Annotated in this window: 16 protein-coding genes, 1 tRNA gene and 1 pseudogene; 10 read left to right on the plus strand and 8 right to left on the minus strand. The window is 68.0% G+C overall.

Going from position 1 to position 21,675, the window contains the following annotated elements; all coding sequences use genetic code 11:
• Nucleotides 1–102: 102 nt before the first annotated feature.
• Nucleotides 103–1,317, plus strand: a complete 1,215-nt coding sequence (locus L6444_RS01025) for a cytochrome P450 (RefSeq protein ID WP_236979704.1) — start codon at nucleotides 103–105, stop codon at nucleotides 1,315–1,317.
• A gap of 2 nt (nucleotides 1,318–1,319) precedes the next feature.
• Here L6444_RS01025 and L6444_RS01030 read toward each other — a convergent pair whose 3' ends face one another.
• From L6444_RS01030 to L6444_RS01040, 3 genes are read right to left on the minus strand one after another with little or no spacing between them, the layout of a single operon-like run.
• Nucleotides 1,320–2,534, minus strand: coding sequence for a sulfotransferase family protein (locus L6444_RS01030; protein ID WP_236979706.1), 1,215 nt, complete (start codon nucleotides 2,532–2,534; stop codon nucleotides 1,320–1,322).
• Complete coding sequence (locus L6444_RS01035; protein WP_236979708.1) at nucleotides 2,531–3,604, minus strand: DUF1214 domain-containing protein; 1,074 nt, start codon at nucleotides 3,602–3,604, stop codon at nucleotides 2,531–2,533. Before L6444_RS01035 ends, L6444_RS01030 begins: the two co-directional genes overlap by 4 nt.
• Entirely contained in the window at nucleotides 3,601–4,596 is a 996-nt protein-coding gene (locus tag L6444_RS01040) for a hypothetical protein (RefSeq protein WP_236979710.1), read from the minus strand. The genes L6444_RS01035 and L6444_RS01040 overlap by 4 nt, the downstream gene beginning before the upstream one ends.
• 89 nt (nucleotides 4,597–4,685) lie before the next feature.
• On the opposite strand from L6444_RS01040, the gene fdh reads away from it, so the two are divergent.
• The 3 genes from fdh (at nucleotide 4,686) to nrfD (ending at nucleotide 10,000) form a co-directional block, all read left to right on the plus strand.
• Nucleotides 4,686–7,955, plus strand: coding sequence for a formate dehydrogenase (fdh, locus tag L6444_RS01045; protein WP_236979712.1), 3,270 nt, complete (start codon nucleotides 4,686–4,688; stop codon nucleotides 7,953–7,955).
• Nucleotides 7,955–8,932, plus strand: coding sequence for a 4Fe-4S dicluster domain-containing protein (locus L6444_RS01050; RefSeq protein WP_236979714.1), 978 nt, complete (start codon nucleotides 7,955–7,957; stop codon nucleotides 8,930–8,932). Before fdh ends, L6444_RS01050 begins: the two co-directional genes overlap by 1 nt.
• A 96-nt stretch (nucleotides 8,933–9,028) precedes the next feature.
• Complete coding sequence (nrfD, locus tag L6444_RS01055; protein ID WP_459561268.1) at nucleotides 9,029–10,000, plus strand: NrfD/PsrC family molybdoenzyme membrane anchor subunit; 972 nt, start codon at nucleotides 9,029–9,031, stop codon at nucleotides 9,998–10,000.
• Between the two features lie 17 nt (nucleotides 10,001–10,017).
• Here nrfD and selD read toward each other — a convergent pair.
• A pseudogene (gene selD, locus L6444_RS01060) lies at nucleotides 10,018–10,990 on the minus strand (selenide, water dikinase SelD).
• A gap of 116 nt (nucleotides 10,991–11,106) precedes the next feature.
• On the opposite strand from selD, the gene L6444_RS01065 reads away from it, so the two are divergent.
• From L6444_RS01065 to selB, 3 genes are all read left to right on the plus strand, one after another.
• Nucleotides 11,107–11,199, plus strand: a tRNA-Sec gene (locus tag L6444_RS01065).
• Between the two features lie 31 nt (nucleotides 11,200–11,230).
• Nucleotides 11,231–12,538 (plus strand): L-seryl-tRNA(Sec) selenium transferase, encoded by a 1,308-nt coding sequence (gene selA, locus L6444_RS01070; RefSeq protein ID WP_236979716.1) that lies wholly within the window; start codon nucleotides 11,231–11,233, stop codon nucleotides 12,536–12,538.
• Between the two features lie 8 nt (nucleotides 12,539–12,546).
• Complete coding sequence (gene selB, locus L6444_RS01075) at nucleotides 12,547–14,325, plus strand: selenocysteine-specific translation elongation factor (RefSeq protein ID WP_236979718.1); 1,779 nt, start codon at nucleotides 12,547–12,549, stop codon at nucleotides 14,323–14,325.
• Nucleotides 14,326–14,522: 197 nt separating this feature from the next.
• Here selB and L6444_RS01080 read toward each other — a convergent pair whose 3' ends face one another.
• The 3 genes from L6444_RS01080 to L6444_RS01090 form a co-directional block, all read right to left on the minus strand.
• Entirely contained in the window at nucleotides 14,523–15,563 is a 1,041-nt protein-coding gene (locus tag L6444_RS01080) for a phosphotransferase family protein (protein ID WP_236979720.1), read from the minus strand.
• Nucleotides 15,556–16,773: an acyl-CoA dehydrogenase family protein gene (locus tag L6444_RS01085; RefSeq protein ID WP_236984551.1), complete on the minus strand. Its 1,218-nt coding sequence runs from the start codon at nucleotides 16,771–16,773 to the stop codon at nucleotides 15,556–15,558. Before L6444_RS01085 ends, L6444_RS01080 begins: the two co-directional genes overlap by 8 nt.
• Nucleotides 16,774–16,915: 142 nt before the next feature.
• A complete protein-coding gene (locus L6444_RS01090) occupies nucleotides 16,916–18,022 on the minus strand; it encodes an NDMA-dependent alcohol dehydrogenase (protein ID WP_236979722.1) in 1,107 nt (368 codons plus the stop codon).
• A gap of 306 nt (nucleotides 18,023–18,328) precedes the next feature.
• Between L6444_RS01090 and L6444_RS01095 the strand changes: the two genes are divergently transcribed.
• Nucleotides 18,329–18,769 carry a RidA family protein gene (locus L6444_RS01095; RefSeq protein WP_236979724.1) on the plus strand — a complete coding sequence of 147 codons (441 nt, stop codon included), beginning with the start codon at nucleotides 18,329–18,331 and terminating at the stop codon, nucleotides 18,767–18,769.
• Nucleotides 18,770–18,780: 11 nt separating this feature from the next.
• Here the strand turns inward: L6444_RS01095 and L6444_RS01100 are convergent, their stop codons facing one another.
• A complete protein-coding gene (locus tag L6444_RS01100; RefSeq protein ID WP_236979726.1) occupies nucleotides 18,781–19,431 on the minus strand; it encodes a TetR/AcrR family transcriptional regulator in 651 nt (216 codons plus the stop codon).
• A 53-nt stretch (nucleotides 19,432–19,484) separates the two neighbouring features.
• Here L6444_RS01100 and L6444_RS01105 point away from each other — a divergent pair, with 53 nt between their 5' ends.
• A complete protein-coding gene (locus tag L6444_RS01105; protein WP_236979728.1) occupies nucleotides 19,485–20,174 on the plus strand; it encodes a DUF998 domain-containing protein in 690 nt (229 codons plus the stop codon).
• Nucleotides 20,171–21,646, plus strand: a complete 1,476-nt coding sequence (locus tag L6444_RS01110; RefSeq protein WP_236979730.1) for a PPE domain-containing protein — start codon at nucleotides 20,171–20,173, stop codon at nucleotides 21,644–21,646. Before L6444_RS01105 ends, L6444_RS01110 begins: the two co-directional genes overlap by 4 nt.
• The last annotated feature ends 29 nt before the right edge of the window (nucleotides 21,647–21,675 follow it).

A 21,675-nucleotide genomic window follows, 5' to 3' on the forward strand; every position in this document is an offset into this window, starting at 1 on the left:
GGATGATCGGGTGAGGAGCCGTATCCGGACCGTCCTGCCGGTCAGTTTTCAACTTCGCGCGCCACTATTGCTGCCGGCGCCGACCTCACTCAACCTGTACGGATGACTGTTCTGGCTGACCCGGGCGCGTTCTTCGGCCCGGCGGCGTTGCAGAATCCCTACCCCCTCTACGAGCGGATGCGCGCCGAAGCCCCGGTGCACCAAATCGGTGACTCCGCCTTCTACGCGGTGTGCGGCTGGGAGGCACTGATCGATGCGGTCAATCGCGTCGAGGACTTCTCCTCCAACCTCTCCGCCACCATGGTGTTCCAAAAAGACGGAACCGTGACCCCGTTTCCGATGATCGAGGCGGGTAGCCCCAGCCACGCGCTGGCCACCGCCGACGATCCGGCGCACGCGATGCACCGCAAAATCCTGCTGCCACACTTGACCGCCAAACGCGTCCGCGTCATCGAGGGATTCACCGACCAGCTTGCCGATCGCTTGTGGGACCGGAATTTTCACGACGGGCGTATCGAATGGATGAGCGCGATGGCCAATCGGCTTCCCATGTTCGTGGTCGCCAACCTGCTCGGCCTGCCCGATGCCGATGTCGACGACCTCATCCGGCTGGGCTTCGCCACCACCACGCTGCTGGATGGTGTCGTGACGCAGGAGCAGCTTGCCGCGGCCGGCGCCGCGGCCTTCGAGCTCTCCCGCTACGTGATGGACCACTTCGAAAAAGCCTGCGACACAAATGAACCCGGTCTGATCCCGGATCTGGCGGCACGTCACGCCGCCGGCGAGCTGGACCAGACGGTGGCGATGGGCATCATGCTCACCCTGTTCAGCGCGGCAGGCGAGTCCACCGCTGCCTTGCTCGGCAGCGCGGTGTGGATTCTCGCCGAACGCCCTGACATCCAGCGGCAGGTCCGCGAGCACCCAGAGCTGCTGAACGCCTTCATCGAGGAGGTGTTGCGCTACGAGCCACCGTTCCGGGGCCACTACCGGCACGTGTGGCGCGACACGACCCTCGGCGGTGTGGCCGTGCCGGCAAACTCACACCTGCTGCTGATGTGGGGTGCGGCCAACCGGGACGCCGCGCAGTTCGATGCGCCGGACGAATTCCGGCTCGACCGCGCCGGCGGCAAGGGCCATGTGTCGTTCGGCAGAGGGACGCACTTTTGCGTCGGCGCGGCACTGGCGCGGATGGAGGCTCGGGTTGTGCTGCGAATGCTGTTGAGTCGCACCGAATTCTTAAACGCAATCGATGTCGGAAACTGGTTGCCCAGCATCCTGGCCCGGCGGCTGGATCGGTTGGAGCTCGCTGTCCGCTGACGTCAGCGACCGGCCAGCTCGGACAGGAATGCGAATCGCTCCCGTAATTCGTTCTCGTCGATCCCGAAGTCGGCCGGTTCGTAGCGGTGGCGGGCCACCTCGGCGCGGTCTGCCGCACGATAGGCGTTGACGAACCCGGCCAGGTCGGCCGGCGGTTCCATGCCGGCGGCGTGATAGATCACTCTGAGGGCTGCCGCCGGATCGCCGATGAACGCGCGGTAGTCGAAGTCGACGAACGTTGCCGCCCGGGCATCGGGGGAGGCGCGGAAATCCGTGGCCCGGCGGAACCACAGTTCGCTCTGGTCGATCTGCTGACGGGCGACGTCGACGGCATCGACATCGTCGCTGTAGGTCGAGCGGTACACCGCGAACAAGCTCGATCCGGACGTCAGCGTCTCGACGATGTCGCGGTGTACCTGCACCACCACCGCCCCCGGGAATGCGGCCACCAGGTGCCGCAGTTCGGCGGTGTGCGCCGGCGCTTTGAGGACGAAGCGACGACTGTCGTGGGTCGCGTTGAGCTGCAGCACTTCCCGATAACGCAGGTAGCTCTGCCCGAGGTTCTGTCCGGCCAGCCAAGCCGCGTAGCTCGGCAGCCGCAACATCGAGGTGAAACCCCAGTTGCGCAGGTCGGTGCCCATTCCCAGCACGCACTCCTCCGGCAGGTCAGGACCCGACGGATGCACGAACGCCATGTCCGGGTTGAGCGTGTGCAGCAGCTGGCTGGCCCCGGCGGTGGGGTAGGGATCGGCGGGCCGTTCGGCGCCGGCGAACAACCACGGCGAGACGAGTTCGGCGGGCAGCGGCGCATGCAGGCGGGGGTCGCTGCCCAGCAGCCGGAACAGAAACGTCGTCCCGGTTCGCCAGCCGCCGACGATGACGATCGGCGGAAGAAGTTGCGTGGCAACCACTTCGGGGTGATCTGCGCGGTACCGGGCGATCGTGGCGCCCGCCACCAGCCGTCCGACGGCCATCTGCTGCACCATGCGGACGCCGACCGCATTGAGACGGGCTTCGTGCTCGGCCGATCCCAGCAACGTCTCCAATCCTGCCTGCCATCCGTCGGCGAACGCGTTGGCATCGCAACGTCGACTGGCCTTTTCGACCACCGTTGCCACCTCGAGGCGGTACCGCTCGGGCTGCGCCGCCCGGTCCTGTTCGGCGGCGGCGTAGATGGCGAGTGCCTCCGGCGTCCGCGGCGTCGGCCGCCAGGTCATTGCCCGGCTCCGAGCTCGTCGATCCGCACCCGGCGGAGCGTGGGAAGCCCCGGCTCGGCGTCGGGCTGCAGGAATCGCAGGACGAACAAACCGAATCGTCGACCTCCGGTGTCGAGCCAGTCATAACCGGCGGCGCGTGGGTCACGGCCGGCGATCGCAAAGCGATACGTGCCGCCGGTGACCGAGCTGGTGGCCGCGGTGCGGGTCACCACCGAGTGGCGGTAGTCCAGCGAATTCAGGAAACGGTTGTACAGCACGATGTTCCAGTGCCGGCAGGTCACCAACGGGCCCTCCGCCACCAGTGCCTCATCCGGCTCCAACTGCCAGGCCCCGCGCAGGTAGTGAATGCCCGGTTCGGTGAACGCCGCCCCGCCCGCCATCGCCGACCAGTGCCGCACACTGTTGGGCTCCTTGAGGTCGGCGTCGACCGCGAAACCGAGCAGCTGTGGTAGTTGGGTGACAAACGCACCGAGCCGCGACAGATCGCGGCCTAAACGGTCTGAAGCAGGTTGCGGCCCTGCCGGTCCGGATCCCAGGGCGGAGATCCGGCACCATCCCGGGTGCACCGGGTCCACGCGATCGTGGATGTAACGCACCCACACCGACGTCGAGCCCTCCGGCAGTGCCAGCCACGCACCGGCCCCGGTGTCGTTGCGGCACAAGGTGATATCGAAGTTGCCGTCCGGGTCCACTTCCAGACCGTCGGTGTCCACCCGCGCTACCGCGGTCGTCTTAGCGATGTCAGTTCCGGCGTAGACGGTGATCGACTGGTACACCGAGTCCGCGACGTTGCCGGTGATCCGGTAGCGACCGTCGTCGCGGAGATCGGTGATCCAGTAGCGGTAGTCCGGGTTGTCCATGAAGAACTTCTGGCGCCAACCGTTGAACGGCATGAGTTCGGGTGCGTCGCGATCGGATTCGATGCGGCCCAGCAGATTGTTCGCCGCCCGCAGCAACGCAAGCCGGGCGTCGGTGCGATCGATGTCGTCGAGCCCGGCGGTGGCCTCGTCGAGTGCCCGCCCCGCCGCGGCCAGCCCGGCCGCCAGGTCTTGCCAGCCGTCGTCGGTCACGAGCGGCCCCGGGCCAGTGCGAAGCGCTTCATCATGAAGTCGAGGAGCTCCGGGGAGAGCAGGTCACCGGCATTCTCGACCCAGCACCAGCTACGTGCCACCTGCTTGCCCGACGAGCTTGCGGTCAGGCGCCCGAAGAAGTGGATGTAGCTGCCCGCGGTGTCGAAGGTGAACGTGTAGGAGTCCGAGCCGATCGAGGCCGCCAATACGGTCAACTTGCCGTCGGCGGTGAAGGACGGTGTTGCGACGATGTCGTCGTGGACCGTCGTCACATCGGCCTTGAATTGATAGCCGGGCCCGAATGCCCGCCCGCTGCGACCTTGCCAGAAGCAGCCCCCACCCCACTCGCCGTCGTCGTACTCATGTAGCCACGACACCCACATGCCCTGCAGCTTTCGCGCGATCGGCAGTTCCGGATACACCAAACCCGTTGGGCCGTAAGCGTAGTCCTGGTGCAGGTAGCCCGATACCTCGACACCGTCGACGATCCCGTCGGCGACCAGCAGCTCGTGGCGATACCAGGCCTGGTGTTCGATGCCGTCCTGGGACGGCACCCCAACGGTGAAGATGTCGGACACCGGTCGACCGTGCATCTCCCAGCGCCCGCTGGCGTCATACCAGTGAAAGCCGTTGCTATCACGCTCGATTCGGCCGCTGTAGAAGCCCAGGGTCGTCTTGTCTCCGCTGTCCTGGTACTCCAGCGGCTCGAACCAGTCGATCGTCGAGTACTCATCGAACAGGTGCGGCGGATCCCCCTCGAACGACGTCACCAGCTTCTTGAAGCCGGTGATGGGCGACACCACGTGGGTCATCCCGGCCAGAAAGTCGTCGGTGCCGCGCAGACCCCAGTACTGCTGTCCGGACGCGTCGCTGACCACCGCCCCGATCCACATCCCGGCCAAGCCCACGTCGGGGGCCGGCACCCACCCACGCCGGTAATGGTCCAGGGTGGGCGCTTGGGCGCGCACAGTGAAGTCGATTGGATCAGCCATGCGAATCGTCCTTTAGGTGCCCGGTCCCGCTGGATTCACGTCACGGCGACACTAGCGCCGAAGCCGGGCGGGCGCACTAGTCTTCTCATATGGCTCCCAAGAACCGCGTCTCGCGTCTATTTCTGGAATGGCCCGTCGTCCGGCAGTTTCGCTCGGGGGATGTGTTCGGCCGCGGCCCGGCGGTGACCTCCAAGGACACCCGTTCCATCACCCCGCGCACCAGCACCGCCGATCGGGTAGTGCAGAGCGTCTGCCCGTACTGCGCGGTCGGCTGCGGGCAGCGGGTGTACGTCAAGGACGAGCGGGTGGTGCAGATCGAGGGTGACCCCGATTCGCCGATCTCGCGGGGCCGGCTGTGCCCGAAGGGGTCGGCCAGCGAACAGCTGGTCAACTCGCCGGGCCGGCAGATCAAGATGCTCTACCGGGCGCCGCGCGCCACCGAATGGCAGTCGCTGGATGTCGACACCGCCATCGACATGGTGGCCGACCGCTTCGTCGAAGCCCGCCGGCACGCCTGGCAGGACATCGACAAAAAGGGGCACCCGTTGCGGCGCACCATGAAGATCGCCGCACTCGGCGGGGCAACGCTGGACAACGAAGAGAACTACGTCATCAAGAAGCTGTTCACCGCCGCCGGCGCCATCCAGATCGAGAACCAAGCCCGTATTTGACACTCCGCCACAGTTCCCGGTCTGGGAACTTCCTTCGGGCGCGGCGGCGCCACCCAGTCACTGCAGGACATGGCCAATGCGGACTGCATCGTCATCCAGGGCTCGAACATGGCCGAATGCCACCCGGTGGGCTTCCAATGGGTGGAGGAGGCCAAAGCCCGCGGCTGCAAGCTGATTCATGTCGACCCGCGCTTCACCCGGACGTCGGCGTTGTCCGACAAGCACATCCCGATCCGGGCCGGCTCCGACGTGGTGTTGCTGGGCGCCCTGATCAACCATGTGATCAGCAACGACCTGTGGTTCCGGGAGTACGTGCTGGCCTACACCAACGCATCCACACTGATCAACGAAAACTACCGGGACACCGAGGATCTGGGCGGCCTGTTCTCCGGCTTCGACCCCGAGACCGGGCAGTATGACCAGTCCTCCTGGGCCTATGCCAAGCACGAGGACGCCGACCACGAGCACGGCGCCAGCGCCTCCGATCGGGCCGCCGGAGACGCCTACGGCATGGGCGGGCCGCCACTGGCACACGCGCGGGTGATACGCGACGAGACACTGCAGCACCCGCGCACGGTGTTCCAGATTCTCAAACGGCACTACGCCCGCTACACCCCCGAGATGGTGCGCGACGTCTGCGGCATCGGCATCGAGGACTTCGGTTACCTCGCGCGAGCCATCACCGAAAACTCCGGACGTGAGCGCACCACCTGTTTCGCCTACGCCGTGGGCTGGACCCAGCACACGCTCGGAGCCCAATTCATCCGCACCGCAACGATTCTGCAGTTGCTACTGGGTAACGTGGGACGGCCCGGCGGCGGCATCATGGCGTTGCGCGGGCACGCCACCATCCAGGGCTCGACCGACATCCCGACGCTGTTCAACCTGCTGCCGGGCTACCTGCCGATGCCAAAAGCCGGTATTCACAACACGTTGCGCGACTACATCGAGGCCACCGGACCGAAGACGCAGAAGGGCTACTGGGCCAACGCCGACACCTATATCGTGAGCCTGCTCAAGGCGTGGTGGGGCGATGCCGCCACCGAAGACAACGACTGGGCGTTCGACTACCTGCCCCGCCTCGATGGCCCGCACGGCACCTATCAGACGGTCATGTCGATGCTCGAGGACGAGGTGGACGGCTACTTCATCCTGGGCCAGAATCCGGCCGTCGGGTCGGCGCACGGCCGGATGCAGCGCCTGGGCATGTCACACCTCAAGTGGCTGGTGGTGCGCGACCTCAACCTCATCGAATCCGCCACCTGGTGGAAGGACGGACCGGAGATCGCCTCCGGGGAACTGAAGACCGAGGACATCGAGACCGAGGTGTTCTTCTTCCCCGCCGCCACCCATGTCGAGAAGTCCGGGACATTCACCCAGACCCAGCGGGTGGTGCAGTGGCGCCACCAGGCGGTCGAACCGCCCGGCGACTGCCAGAGCGAACTGCAGTTCTTCGTCGAACTCGGAAACCGGATCCGGCAGCGCCTGGCCGGGTCCACCGACGAACGCGACCGCCCGCTGCTAGACCTGACCTGGAACTACCCCGTCGACGAGCACGGCGAACCCGACCCCGAGTCGGTGCTCGCCGAGATCAACGGGTTTCGCGCGGACGGTACCCCGCTGTCGGGATTCACCGAATTGCGTGCCGACGGATCGACGGCCTGCGGCTGCTGGATCTACTCCGGGGTCTATGCCGGCGGCGTCAACAAGGCCGCCCGCCGGGTGCCGCTCGGCGGCCCGAGCCCGATGCAATCCGAATGGGGTTGGGCCTGGCCGGCCGATCGGCGCATCCTCTACAACCGCGCCTCGGCCGACCCGGACGGCAAACCGTGGAGCGAACGCAAGAAGCTGGTGTGGTGGGACGCCGAGCACAGCCGGTGGGTCGGACACGACGTCCCGGACTTCCCCGTCGACCGCGCTCCCGGTTCGCGGCCCGATCCCGACGTCGGCGGACCCGACGGGCTGGCCGGCGACGACCCGTTCATCATGCAAGCCGACGGCAAGGGTTGGCTGTTCGCCCCGAAGGGCATGGTCGACGGCCCGCTGCCCACCCACTACGAACCGCAGGAATCGCCGATCGCCAACGCGCTCTATCCCCAGCAGCAGAGCCCGTCACGAATCCTGTTCCCGCGCAAGGACAATCTGTGGGCTCCGAGTGGCGGCGAACCAGGCTCGCAGGTGTATCCGTACGTGTTCACCACCTACCGGCTCACCGAACATCACACCGCGGGCGGCATGAGCCGCTGGCTGCCCTACCTGTCCGAGCTGCAACCCGAGATGTTCTGCGAGGTCTCCCCGGAGCTGGCCGCCGACCGCGGTTTGCAGCCCTACGGCTGGGCCACCATCATCTCACCGCGCGGCGCGATCGAGGCCAAAGTTCTTGTGACAGAACGAATGACACCCCTGACGATCGGCGGACGCACCATCCACCAGATCGGGTTGCCGTATCACTGGGGCGTGGGCAGCGACGCCGTGGTGAGTGGCGACGGGGCGAACGACCTGCTGGGCGTGACGCTGGATCCGAACGTGCAGATCCAGGAGTCCAAGGCCGGATCCTGCGACATCCGTCCGGGCCGCCGACCCCAGGGCGAGGAACTGCTGCGCCTGATCGAGGAGTACCAGTCGCGTGCGGGCGTGACCGTGGAGACCGATAACGTTCGACTCACCGAGCGCAACCGGGAGGGCTGATGGGTCAACTGGCCGGACCAACCGACCCCACCGGCGATGCTCGATGGCCGGATCCCAAGCCGCGCAAAGGATTCTTCACCGACACCTCGATCTGCATCGGCTGCAAGGCGTGCGAGGTGGCCTGCAAGGAGTGGAATCGCAACCCCCTCGACGGCGACCTGGAGCTGCTCGGCTCCTCCTACGACAACACCGGCCAACTGGGCGCCAGCACCTGGCGGCACGTCGCGTTCATCGAGCAGGGCCGCGAGCGCATCGAGCAGGCGCGCGAATCCGGCCGGGCCCTGGTGGGTCTGGGTATGCCGGCCATGCCGGGCAAGCCGGACCTCACGCCGCCGGACACCCCGGAGTTCCGCTGGCTGATGGCCTCCGACGTCTGTAAGCACTGCACCCATGCCGGGTGTTTGGACGTCTGCCCGACCGGCGCGTTGTTCCGCACCGAGTTCGGCACCGTCGTCGTGCAGCACGACGTCTGCAACGGATGCGGAACGTGCGTGGCAGGGTGCCCGTTCGGGGTGGTCGAGCGCCGCAGCGACGGCACCTACCGAACCCCTGCGCAACGGTCCGGGCAACGCTCGGATCGACCGGCGGAGGAGTTCGTCACGGGCGTCGCGCAGAAATGCACCCTGTGCTACGACCGGCTCCTCGACGATCAGGAACCCGCCTGCGCCAAGACCTGCCCGACGACGTCGATCAAGTTCGGTGACCACGACGGCCTGGTGCAGCAGGCCCGGGAGCGGGTCGCGGCGCTGCACGCCCGCGGGATGACCGAAGCCCGGTTGTACGGCGCCAACGAAAACGACGGCGTCGGCGGCACCGGATCGGTGTTCCTGCTGCTCGACGAGCCCGAGGTGTACGGCCTGCCGCCGGACCCGAGGGTGTGCACCGCCGATCTGCCGCGCATGTTCAACCGGGCCGGTCTGGCCGGGGTCGGGATGGTTGCCGCGGCGGTGCTGCTTGCGTTCTGGAGGGCCCGGTGAGTACGTCTGAGTTCGACAGTCTGCGGCCTCCGGAACCGACCGGCGGGAAACGGCGCCGGCGGGGGCAGGGGAAAGCGGCGCCGCGACGAGTCGCTGATGGTCCCCGAGGCAGAGTTCACCTCGTACTACGGGCGCCCGGTGGTCAAGCCCGCGCCGTGGGAACACGAGGTCGCGGCGTACCTGTTCCTGGGCGGAGTGGCCGGTGGGTCCGGCCTGCTGGCGGCCGGCGCCCAACTGACCGGGCGCGCTACGCTGCGCCGCAACGCCCGGCTGTCGGCGCTGGCGGCGGCGGGAATCGGGGCGGCTGCGCTGGTCAAGGACCTCGGCCGGCCCGAACGGTTCGTCAACATGATGCGCACCATCAAGCTCACCTCGCCGATGAGCGTCGGCTCCTGGATTCTGGCTGCCTTCAGTGCCGGCGCCGGTGTGGCCGCCGCCGCCGAGATCGACCGCCTGACGGGCGAGCGCCTGCCGCTGGGTCCGCTGCGGCCAGTGCTGCGGGCGGTCGAAGGCCCTGCCGGGTTGGAAGCAGGATTGTTCGCGCCACCGCTGGCGGCCTACACCGCGGTGTTGCTCGCCGACACCGCGACTCCGACCTGGAACGCCATGCACGAGGACTTGGCGTTTGTGTTCGTCAGCTCGGCCAGCCTGGCCGCGTCCGGACTGGCGATGATCACCACCCCGGTCGCCGAGACCGGCCCGGTGCGCCGGTTGGCCGTGCTCGGCGTGCTCGGCGATGTGGTGGCGATGAGACTGATGGAACGCCGGATGGACCCGGTGGCCGCCGAACCGCTACATCACGGTGGCCCGGGGGCGATGCTGCGGTGGAGCGAGCGCCTAGCCGTTGCGGGTGCCGCGGGCACCCTGCTCGGCGGCCGGAATCGCCTACTCGCGGCTATGTCCGGCGCGGCGCTGATGGCGGCGTCGGCGCTCACCAGATTTGGTGTGTTCGAAGCGGGCAAAGAGTCGGCCCGCGATCCCCGCTACACGATCGAGCCGCAGAAGCGCAGGCTCGCGGCCCGCCGCGCGGCCGGCATCACCGGCGACTCGATCACCACCTCCGGCTGAGTTCCCGAGCGCGGCGGCTAGCGGATCTCGATGCCCTGTCCGCTCGCCGTGTGGCCGATGACCGGATGTCCCGGTAACTCGCCGACCACCAGCAGCCCGCCCGAGGTCTGGGCGTCGGCCAGCAACAGCAGATCGTCCTCGGTGACGCCGGGCGCCGCGCGCAGGTGCGGCCGCACCCAGTCCAGGTTGCGCCTAGTCCCTCCCGAGACGAAGCCGTCGCGCAGCGCGTCGGTGGCGCTGTCGAGCACCGGAACCGCGGCGCGCTCGATGACCGCCCCGACCCGGGAGGCCCGGCACAGCTTGTGCAGATGCCCCAGCAGGCCGAAGCCGGTCACGTCGGTGGCGGCTTTCAACCCCGCCGCCACCGCTGCCTCGGCTGCGTCGCGGTTGAGCCGGGTCATGGTCGCGATGGCTTCGGCGAAGGCTTCGCCGGTTTGCTTGTGCCGGTTGTTGAGCAGCCCGACGCCGATCGGCTTGGTGAGAGTAAGCGGCAGTCCCGGCTCGGCGGCATCGTTGCGCAGCAGCTTGCCGGGATCGGCGACGCCGGTGACGGCCATGCCGTACTTGGGTTCCGGATCCGTCGATGGAATGTCCGCCGATCACCGGGCAGCCGGCCTCGGATGCCACCGCCAGTCCGCCGCGCAGCACCTCGGTCATCAGCTGCAGCGGCAGCAGGTCCCGCGGCCAGCCGACCAGGTTGATCGCGACCACCGGGCGGCCGCCCATCGCATAGATGTCCGACAGCGCGTTGGCCGCGGCGATCCTGCCCCAGTCGTAGGCGTCGTCGACGACGGGCGTGAAGAAGTCGGCGGTGGACAGCACGGCAAGATCGCCAACCAGGACGGCGGCCGCGTCGTCTCCGTCGTCCAGCCCGACGAGCACGTCGGGGCCGGCCTGACCGGTCAGGCCCCGGACCGCCTCTTCGAGTTCGCCCGGAGGGATCTTGCAGGCGCAGCCGCCGCCGTGCGCGTAGCCGGTGAGTCGCCTCATCAGCCCGACATTACGGCCACGCCGGCCGGCAGTTGACTCTGCGTCTGCGGCACAAAAGTGCGAGAAGAACCCGCCTTGAGCGCTGAGTCGACGGCGGCCCGGCTAGGTTGGACCCTGGAGGCGTTTGGGTTCCTGGTGGTCCCCCCGGTCTTCAAAACCGGTGAGGCCGAGTATCTCGGTCTGGCGGGTTCGATTCCCGTCCGCCTCCGCGACATTGCCCCGAGGAGGTCGAGACATCAAGTGACACAGCTCGACCCGCGCCGCCTGATTCCCCGCACGGATCAGCTGATGGAACTACCAGCGGTGCAACAAGCGCGAAAACGGCTGGGCGACACCGTCGTACGAACACTTATCCGAGACATCCAGGACCGCGCCCGCCGCGGTGACCTGCCACCGGACCGGGTGCAGGACGCGGTGCTGCAGTCCCTGACCACGCGGGCCACCACCTCGTTGACGCCCGTCCTGAACGCCACCGGCGTCATCGTGCACACCAACCTGGGCCGGGCCCCACTGTCCGTCGGCGCCCTCGAGGCACTCGTCGCGGCCAGCGCCTACGTCGACGTCGAACTCGACCTCGCCACCGGCGCCCGGTCCAAACGCGGCACCGCGACCCGCGAGGCATTGCTCGTCGCCTGCCCGGCCGCCGAGGACGCACTGGTGGTCAACAACGGTGCGGCCGCGCTGGTGCTGGCAACCACCGCCCTGGCTGCGGGTAAAGAGGTGGTGGTCAGTCGCGGGGAGCTGATCGAGATCGGCGCCGGCTTCCGATTGCCCGACCTGATCGCCTCGACCGGGGCCCGGCTGCGCGAAGTCGGTACCACCAATCGCACGCACCTCCCGGACTATGCCGACGCGATCGGCCCGCAGACCGGATGCGTACTCAAGGTGCACCAGAGCAACTTTCGCGTGGCGGGGTTCACCGCCGCAGTGTCCCTCGCTGAACTCCGCACCGTGACCACCGCCCGCCAGGTTCCGTTGATCAGCGACCTGGGCAGCGGTCTGTTGGCGCCGGACCCGGTGCTGCCCGACGAGCCCGACGCCGCCACGGCACTGACCGACGGCGCCGACATCGTCACTGCCAGCGGCGACAAGCTGCTGGGCGGCCCGCAGGCCGGCATCCTGCTGGGCCGGGCCGACGTGGTGGCCCGCCTGGCCCGTCACCCACTGGCCCGGGCCGTCCGCGCCGACAAACTCACCCTGGCCGCGCTCGAGGCGACGGTAAGAGCCGGCACTTCGCCGGTGACCCAGGCTTTGCATGCCGACCCCGCGGCCCTGCGCGCCCGCGCCGAACGATTGGCCGCGGCGGTCGCAGCCCCGGTGGTTCCGCACGACGGCCGGGTCGGCGGCGGCGGCGCGCCGGGTGTGCCGCTGCCGGGCTGGGCGGTCCGGCTGCCCGAGTCGGCGGCCGCAGCGCTGCGCACGGGTCGCCCAGCGGTATTGCCGCGGGTGCACGACGGCGCGTGCCTGCTCGACCTGCGCTGCATACCGGAGTCCGACGACGATCGCCTGTTGGCCGCCGTCCGCGCAGCCCTGGGTGCGGCCCCCTGACCGCGCACGTGGTTGCCACCGCCGGCCATGTGGATCACGGCAAGAGCACCCTGATCCGCGCCCTGACCGGCATGGAACCGGACCGCTGGGAAGAGGAGCGGCGTCGCGGGCTGACCATCGACCTCGGCTTCGCCTGGACCACCCTGCCGTCCGGCCGGGAGGTCGCTTTCGTCGACGTGCCGGGCCACCAGCGATTCCTGGCCAATACGCTGGCTGGCCTCGGGCCGGCACCGGTGGTGTGTTTCGTCGTTGCCGCCGACGAGGGCTGGCAGCAGCAGTCCAGCGACCATCGCGACGCCATCGCTGCCCTGGACATCCGCTACGGCCTGATCGTGGTCACTCGTGCCGACCGGGCGCCCGAGCGCGCCGACGGGGTGCTGGCCCGGACCCGCGAGGAGCTGGCCGAGACAGGATTGCGCGACGCTTCGGGCGTCGTGGTGTCGGCAGTGGACGGTACCGGCCTGGCGGACCTGCGCGTCGCGCTCGACCGGGTGCTCAGCGAAGTCCCTCCACCGGATGCCGCGGCGCGGGTGCGACTGTGGGTGGACCGGGCCTTCACCATCGCCGGTGCCGGAACCGTTGTCACCGGAACGCTCGCCGCCGGGACGCTCACCAGCGGTGAGCGACTGGAAATGCTTGGGATACAACGGAAAACGAGTGTCGCCGTGCGGGGATTGCAGAGCTGCGGGAAACCGTACCCGGTGCTGGAACCGGTGTCCCGGGCCGCCGTGAACCTACGCGGCGTTCCCCGCGACGTGGTTCGGCGCGGGGACGTGCTGCTCACCTCGGATGCCTGGCCGATCACCCGCGCCGTGGACGCGCGACGCACCACCGGCTGCCCGTGGACCGAAGCCCCGACGCAACTCGTGGTCCACGTCGGCACCGCGGCGGTGCCGGGCCGGCTGCGCCCGTTCGGCGACGACCACGGCCGGCTCGCCCTCGACCGGCGACTGCCACTGGTCCTGGGCGACCGGCTGGTATTGCGCGACCCCGGTACCCGTCGGGTACTCGGCGGGGCTTTGGTGCTCGACGCCGATCCGCCGGCACTGCGGCGTCGCGGTGACAGCGCGCGCCGGCAGCAGGCGCTGGCCTTGATGAGCGACAGTGGGGATCTCGCCGCCGAGGTGGCCCGCCGTGGTGTGGTGGCCGTAGCCCATCTGAGCCGGCTGGGACTGCGGACCGATGCGGTGCCGGACGGGGTGACGGTACTGGACGGCTGGTGGGTGGACACCGGCACGTACCAGGCTTGGCAGCAGCGACTGGCTGTCGCCGTCAAGGCGTTGCATGCACGGGATCCGTTGGCGGACGGTCTTTCTCGTGGCGCTGCTCGTGTTTCGCTCGGCCTGCCGGATGAGGCGCTGCTCGACGCGCTGGTACGCGACGCGGGACTCGAACAACGGGCGGGCCACATCCGGGTGCCCGGCGCCGGGGCGGATCTCGGCAACGCCGAGGCGGCGGTGCGCGAGCTGGAGACTCGGCTGCGGGCCGAGCCGTTCCGGGCGCCCGAGGCCTACGAATTGCGGGCGCTCGGCCTGGGTGCCCGTGCGCTGGCCGTCGCCGAGCGAACCGGTCGGATATTACGGTTGCGAGATGGCGTGGTGCTGTTGCCGACGGCGCCCGCGCTGGCGATGCGCGAACTGGCCCGCCTCGAGCAGCCGTTCACCACCAGCCAGGCGCGCCAAGCGTTGGGCACCACCCGTCGGGTGGCGATACCGCTGCTGGAACACCTCGACGCCCGCGGCTGGACACGTCGCCTCGACGCCGGACATCGCGAGGTGGTGCGATAGCCGCGTGCGGGTTTCACCGCAAGGATTATGGTTGGCCTCATGTGTTATGCGGTGCGGTGCCGTGTCTGCGGCAAAACGACGTGGGAAGGCTGCGGCGAGCACGTCGCTGAGGTGCGACGCTCGGTGCCGGCCGACCAGTGGTGCGACGGGCACCCCCCGGCCGAAGATCAGCGGGTGGCTGGCGGCAACACCGCGCGCTAAGAATCGGAAATCCCTGCACTGTCCGCGATTTTGCAGGCCATCCGCACGATGGCATCGATTCGCGTGGTAGTGGGCGTCCCAGCGGCGGCCTTGTTCAGCGGTTCGTCCATGGCGCGACGCATCACACCCTCGGCGATGATCGCCAGCTTCCACAGCCCCAGGACGTGCCAGAACTGTACAGCGGCCGGATCGCGGCCGGTCTCGTCCAGGTACCGGCGGGTCATCTCGGCGCGGTCCGGAAAACCGGGCAGCGTGGTCGGCTCGTAGTCGGCGCTCGTCGTCTCGCCGGGCTCCAACCAGTAGGTGAGCAGGCTGCCCATGTCGGCCAGCGGGTCGCCCAGGGTGGACAGTTCCCAGTCCAGCGTCGCCACCACCTCCCCGGCCACCCGGGAGGTGATCAGATTGCGCAGGTGAAAGTCGCCGTGCACCAGGCTGATTTCACGCTGCTGGGGAACACAGGCCCGTAGCCGGCGGGTGAGATCGTCGAGTTCGGGAACCTCCCGGGTCTTGGAGAGCTCCCACTGACCGGCCCACCGTTTGAGCTGACGCAGGGCGTAGGGCTTGTGGCTGGCCAGATCCTGCAGACCGACCGCCGCGAGGTCCACGGCGTGGATCTTGGCCAGGGTGTGCGGCAGCGACAGCGCGGTCCGCCGCCGCTGCTCGGGGGTCAGCGCTTCGGCGATCTCCTGGGTGTCGATCACCAGCCCGTCGACGAATTCCATCAGCACCAGTGGCACGTCGGTGAACTCCGAATCCGTTGTGACACCGAGTATCCGGGGAACCGGGACGTCCGTCCCGGCCAGTGCGGCGATGATGCGTGCCTCCCGGACCACGTCGTGGGCCGAGGCCAACAGCTGCCCCAGCGGCGGGCGCCGCAACACCCACGACTGACTGGCGTCGTCACTCACCCGGTACGTCAGATTGGACTGGCCCAGTCCGATCCGTTGGAAAGAGAGTCCGCCGGTGACATCGAGATCTAGGGTGTCCAGCCACCGCCGCAGGGCCTCGGCGTCGACACCGGGAACCTGCTCAGGCATGCGGCGTGCGGTACTTGCGTAACTCCTGGCTGGCGATGGTCCGTTTGTGCACCTCGTCGGGGCCGTCCGCGAGCCGCAACGTGCGCAGGTGCGCCCACGCCATCGCCAGCGGGAAGTCGTCGGTGACGCCACCGCCGCCATGCACCTGGATGGCACGGTCGACGATCTTGAGCGCGATGTTCGGGGCAGCCACCTTGATCGCCGCGATCTCGGTGCGGGCCTCCTTGTTGCCGACGGTGTCCATGAGGTACGCGGCTTTGAGGGTGAGTAGCCGGATCATTTCGATGTCGATGCGCGCCTCGGCGATCCAGTCGCGGATGTTGGCGTTGTCGGCGATCGGCTTTCCGAACGTGACTCGCGACTGGGCCCGCCGGCACATCAGTTCCAGTGCGCGTTCGGCCAATCCGATTGCACGCATGCAGTGATGTATGCGTCCCGGACCCAGCCGGGCCTGGCTTATCGCGAAGCCCTCGCCCTCGCCTTTGAGCACGTCCTTGCTGGGCACGCGGACGTCTTCGAAGTCGATTTCGGCGTGCCCCTCGCGGTCCTGGTACCCGAAGACCGACAGGTTGCGCCGCACCGTGACACCGGGTGCGTCGATCGGCACCACCAGCATCGATTGTTGTCGGTGCGGTGCGGCGTCCGGATCGGTCTTGCCCATCACGATAAGCACCTTGCAATTGCGATGCATACCGTTGGACGCGAACCATTTTCGCCCGTTCAGCACAAAGTCGTCACCGTCTCGGACCATCGACATCTCGACGTTGGTGGCGTCCGAACTCGCCACGGCGGGCTCGGTCATGGCGAACGCCGAGCGGATCGTGCCGTCCAGTAACGGCTTGAGGTACTTCTCCTTGTGCTCGTCGCTGCCGAACAGCGTGAACACCTCCATGTTGCCGGTGTCCGGTGCGCTGCAATTGCACGCCTCCGAAGCCAGGTGGCTGCGCCCCATGATCTCGGCCAGCGGGGCGTACTCGAGGTTCGTCAGTCCCGGCCCCCACTCGGGATGTGGGTGAAACAGGTTCCACAGCCCCCGCTTTCGCGCCTCGGCCTTCAATTTCTCCAAAATCGGCGGGTGGTAGTGCGGGTCGCCCGCATCCCGCATCTGCTCGTCGTACACGGCTTCGGCCGGGTACACATGCGAGTCCATGAACTCGCGCAGATCCGACTGATACTTCTGGGCCCGATCGGAGATGTCGAACAGTGACATGAGAACCTCTGCCATCGATAGAAGGTGTCCAGCGCCGCCGGGGTGCAAAGCCGGGTGATCCCTTCCTACACCGACGCGATAATGCGGATACGGGGACCCTGGTGCGCTCAAGTGGTGCCAATGCACACCTGGTACCTCGGCCCTAGTGGATGATCACCCCACGGATGTTCTTGCCGTCACGCAGATCCTGGTAGCCCTGGTTGACATCCTCGAGGGTGTACTTGGTGGTGACGAGCTCGTCGAGCTTGAGCTGCCCGGCATCGTAGAGCCGCAGCAGCCGGACGATGTCGTACTGCGGATTGGCCGATCCGAAAAGCGTTCCCTTGATTGTCTTTTCGGTGAGCGTCAGCATGGCGCCGGAGACGTGAATGGTCGCCTTGGCGGGATCGGCGAGTCCGGTGACGACCACCGCGCCGCCCTTGCCCACCACGTCGAACGCCGCGGAGACGACGTCTTCGTCGACCGTTCCGACCGTGACGATCGCCTGGTCCGCGCCCTGCCCCCAGGACAGTTCGACGACCTTCTCGGCCGCGGCGGCCGCGCTGTCGAAGGCATGGGTGGCACCGAACTTCAGTGCGGTCTCGCGTTTGAAGGCGACCGGGTCGACGACGACGATGTACTTGGCCCCGGCGTGCACCGCACCTTGCACCGCGTTGATGCCGATGCCGCCGATACCGTAGATGACGGTGATGTCGCCGGGGCGAACGTTGCCGGCGTAGGTGGCGCTACCCCAGCCGGTCGGCACCCCGCAGCCCACCAGCACGGCGGTCTCCAAGGGCAGCCAGTCATCGATTTTGACCACCGAGTGCTGCGAGATCGTGGCCTTCTTGGCGAATGTCCCGAGCATGCACATGGCGCCGAATTCCGTTCCACCACTGCGGAATCGGAAGCTGCCGTCCGGCATGCTGCCGTGCAGGATGGTGGCGCCCAGGTCGCAGAGGCTCTGCCTGCCGGTCGAACAGTACCGGCAGGTCCCGCAGCTGGGGATGAAGCTGCACACCACATGATCGCCCGGCTTCACCTTGGTGACGCCCGGGCCGACGTCCTCGATGATGCCGGCTCCTTCGTGCCCACCGACGATGGGGAAACGAGGTGGCAGGTCACCGTCGGTCAGATGCAGGTCCGAATGACACAGTCCGGCCGCGGTGTAGTTGATGAGTACCTCGCCGTCGCGTGGCCCCGCCAAGTCGAGTTCGACGATCTCGAAGGGCTTGCCTGCCTCGAAAAGCACTGCGGCGGTGGTCTTCACTGGAGCCTCCTGCGGCAAGCCGACACAATCAAGTCGACCTGGAGTCGAGTCTGATGCTAGGGCGGCTGGTCGGCCGCTGTCAACGCTTTTGCCGTGTCCGACCCAGTGGACCTACCTCGACCGGCGGGCCGCCCCGACGACGCCCAATCGCGTTGCAAGGCCGTACCTTCCAGGTCGATGCCGGATGAGCATTGACAGTCGCACGCCGCCACGCCTAACTTCGAACGCGAATCGTATTCGAAGCAACAGGAATTCGGCGGTGCGGGTCGCCGAACGGGTGAGGCGCGAGGTGGCTACCCGTCGCCGATGGCAGACGAACCATGGTGTTACTGCGCCGATGGCGGTGGGTGGGAGCAGACGATGAGAGAAGTCATTCCGGCGTGGATGCAGCCGATCTACGACGAGTACCACTTCGCCCCCGCGGTGATCGACGGCGGGCTGCTGCGCTGCTCGGGGATGATCGGCTTCCACCCCGATCTGAGCGTTCCGGACGATCCGACAGTGCAATTCACCCTGGCCTTCGAGAATCTGCGCGGCCTGCTGGCCGAGGCGGGGCTGACGCTTGCCGACGTGACGGAGATGACGACCTACCACGTCGGTCTGCGGGCGCACCTGCATGCTTTCGCCGCGGTCAAGGACACGTTCGTATCCGCACCGTATTCGGCGTGGACAGCGGTCGGCGTCACCGAACTCGCCTCCCCGGGGGCTCTGGTCGAAATTCAGGTCACTGCACGGATGCGCCGCTGACGCAGGCGAAGTCAGCGCTGCGCGTAGTCCTGCAGGTAATTCGTCAGCGCCCGTTCGCCTTCGGCGAGCACAGCGCGGTCGCGACCCGGCCCGGCACGATGTGACAACTCCAGGACGTGGTCCCCGAGTTCGACGGCGATCGTCGTGACCAGCGGATCGGTGCCGGGTTGCAGCAGGCCCCACTCGATCAACGCCGCGTGCAACGCCGACGCGAATTGAGCCCGGCGCTGTTGCGGATCGGCGATCAGGCCGCTGGACCGACTAAGGTAGAACAGCCTGGCCAGCTGCGGATGGGTCTCCAAATACTCGCGGTGGAACTCGAACAGCGCGTGGATCACCTCGCCCAGGCTGCGCGGTGCCAGCGTGGCCAGCACCAGGGCGCCCTCGGCGTCCCGGCGATCGAGTAAGTCGGCCAGGATCTCTTGCAGCATGGCGTCCCGGTTCGGGAAGAACTGGTAGACGGTGGCGACCGGGATACCGGCGCGCTCGGCGATCGCGCGGGTGGTCACCGCCTCCTCACCGCCGGTCTCGAGCAACTCCAAGGCGGCCGACAGCATCCGCGCCACCCGCTGTCGGCTGCGTTCCTGCACCGGCTGGCGGCGGCGGAGGTCGTTGTGGGTCGCCACCAGCTCATCGTCGCATACGTCGAACATGAACATCATTCATGTTAATGTTCCGTTAGGTTTGGCTAACCAATCCGGAAGGGCGTCCGATCATGCTGACCGTCGACCCGCGGCACCGGCACATGACGACGGCCGCAATGCTGGGCGCGGGCGTGCCGGCCGGCATCCTGGTGACGGCCACCTCGTGTCTGTTGGCCGCGCTACGCCCCGGCTTCGATGTCAGGCACCATGCGAACAGCCTTCTGGTGCTTGGTGATTGGGGCTGGGTGCAAACGCTGGACTTCATCGTCTACGGCGTCTTGCTGGTGGCGTTCGGTATAGGTATCGGACGAGCGGTGTGGCCGCAGCGCTCCGGCATCATCGCCGCCGCCGGAATCGCCGTTTACGGCCTGGGTGCCGGTGTCGTCGTCGGATTCAACGCGCCCACGCCCGCTTTCGGGTTCCCACCGGGAAGTACGACCGGCTACCCGGGCTACGACACGGTCGACACGTCCACCAAGATCCACGGCATCGGCGGGATGATCGGATTCCTCGCGGTGACGGTCGCCTGCTTCGCGTTCGCCCGCTACTTCGCCCGAACCGGCCGGCCCGGTTGGTCGGTGTTGTCAGGGTTGGTTGCAACCGCGGTGCTGGCCGTCTGCGCTTACCTCGGCGCCAGTGCGTCCGCAGCTACCGACACGTTCAACTATCTACCGACCTGGGTGGTCAGCGTCATGCTGTGGCTCTACGTGTCGGCGGTTGCGGGCAGATTACTCGCCGACTTCCGCGGTGGTAGGCGATGACAGCGCCGGTCTGGATGGCCTCGCCGCCGGAGGTCCATTCGGCGTTGCTGTACAGCGGGCCCGGGGCCGGTGCGCTGCTCGCCGCGGCGAGCGCATGGACGATGCTCGCTGAGGAATACGCCGGTGCCGCAGCCGACTTGGGTGCGCTACTGGGTTCCGTGCCGGGCTCGGTGTGGCAGGGTTCGACCGCCGAACGGTATCTGGCCGCTCATGTGCCGTATCTGGTCTGGTTGACCGCCCAGAGCCGCGACAGCGCCGAGACCGCCCTCCAGCATGAGGTTGCCGCCGGTGCGTACACGATGGCGTTGGCCGCGATGCCGACTCTGGCCGAGCTGGCCGCCAACCACGTAGTGCACGGAATTCTCTTGGCCACCAACTTCTTCGGCGTCAACACCATTCCGATCGCGCTCAACGAGGCCGACTATGCGCGGATGTGGATTCAGGCCGCGACCGTGATGAGCACGTACCAGGCGGTCACCGAGTCCGCGCTGGCGTCGGTACCGGCCCGGACTCCGGCACCGCAGGTGCTCAGCAACCCAGCGGCCGCGACCAACCCGCTGGCACAGATCTGGAACACCATCGTCGACTTGCTCGAACCCACCTTCCTGACTTTCCCGGCGGGACAGGAGACGATCGAGTTCCTGCGCAACCCGGCCCTGTTCCTTCAGGGGTTCCTGCTCGACTTCGCCGCCAATCCCGTTGTCGCGCTGACCACCTGGGGTCCGACGCTGTTCCTGATCAGCTACAACTTCTGGGGCTGGCCGCTCTGGTGGACGCTGTACGGCATGATTCTGTCCTCGCCGTTGTGGATGGCCGCCGCCGTCGGCCTGGCCGGTCTCAGTGGGTTGGCGGGGTTGGCCGCACTGGGCACCGATCCAGTCCCGGCTGAGGCCGACATCGGCGCCTTGCCTGCAGAAGCCGCGACACAGACCTATCCCGCCGTGGTGAGTGCTGCGGCGGCCCCCGGGCCGGCAACGGGCTCGGGTACCAGCACGGCTCCAGCGTCAGGCGGTGCCGGCACCATCGCCGCCCTCGTAGCGCCCGCCCCAGCGGTGCCGTATGCCGTCGCCGGCATCGATCCCGACGACGGTGTCGGGCCGACCCTGACCGACCGCACGGGCGTGCTGGCACCGGCTCCGCAGCTGGCGGCGGTCACGCCCGCGGCGGCGTCATCGAGCGCGGCGCAGCGGCGCAAGGCCCGTCGTCGCCGCGGCGCGGACGTCAAGGACCGCGGGTACGTCTACGAATTCATGGAGTCCGACGAGCCGACGCACTCCGACCCGCCCGAAGTCGGGATTCGACCCAGCGGACAGGGGGCGGGCACTCCGTTCGGATTCACCGGCACGCAGCCCAGCACCCGAAGCGCCGCGGCAGCCGGAATGGCCTCGCTTGCCGACGACGCTTTCGGAAACGGCCCCACCGAGCCGCTGCTGCCCACGACGTGGCACGGCGAGGCCGAACCGCCGGATTAACGATCCGGTCCCATCACGCGGTGCACGAT

It is taken from the genome of Mycobacterium kiyosense (assembly GCA_021654635.1).
Taxonomy (GTDB): Bacteria; Actinomycetota; Actinomycetes; order Mycobacteriales; family Mycobacteriaceae; genus Mycobacterium; species Mycobacterium kiyosense.

Excerpts from the sequence above, each read along its gene's own strand:
- L6444_RS01025 (WP_236979704.1), top strand. The coding sequence starts at position 103 with ATGACTGTTCTGGCTGACCCGGGCGCGTTCTTCGGCCCGGCGGCGTTG.
- L6444_RS01030 (WP_236979706.1), bottom strand. The coding sequence starts at position 2,534 with ATGACCTGGCGGCCGACGCCGCGGACGCCGGAGGCACTCGCCATCTAC.
- L6444_RS01040 (WP_236979710.1), bottom strand. The coding sequence starts at position 4,596 with ATGGCTGATCCAATCGACTTCACTGTGCGCGCCCAAGCGCCCACCCTG.
- L6444_RS01050 (WP_236979714.1), top strand. The coding sequence starts at position 7,955 with ATGGGTCAACTGGCCGGACCAACCGACCCCACCGGCGATGCTCGATGG.
- nrfD (WP_459561268.1), top strand. The coding sequence starts at position 9,029 with ATGGTCCCCGAGGCAGAGTTCACCTCGTACTACGGGCGCCCGGTGGTC.
- L6444_RS01080 (WP_236979720.1), bottom strand. The coding sequence starts at position 15,563 with ATGCCTGAGCAGGTTCCCGGTGTCGACGCCGAGGCCCTGCGGCGGTGG.
- L6444_RS01085 (WP_236984551.1), bottom strand. The coding sequence starts at position 16,773 with ATGTCACTGTTCGACATCTCCGATCGGGCCCAGAAGTATCAGTCGGAT.
- L6444_RS01095 (WP_236979724.1), top strand. The coding sequence starts at position 18,329 with ATGGCAGACGAACCATGGTGTTACTGCGCCGATGGCGGTGGGTGGGAG.
- L6444_RS01100 (WP_236979726.1), bottom strand. The coding sequence starts at position 19,431 with ATGATGTTCATGTTCGACGTATGCGACGATGAGCTGGTGGCGACCCAC.
- L6444_RS01105 (WP_236979728.1), top strand. The coding sequence starts at position 19,485 with ATGCTGACCGTCGACCCGCGGCACCGGCACATGACGACGGCCGCAATG.
- L6444_RS01110 (WP_236979730.1), top strand. The coding sequence starts at position 20,171 with ATGACAGCGCCGGTCTGGATGGCCTCGCCGCCGGAGGTCCATTCGGCG.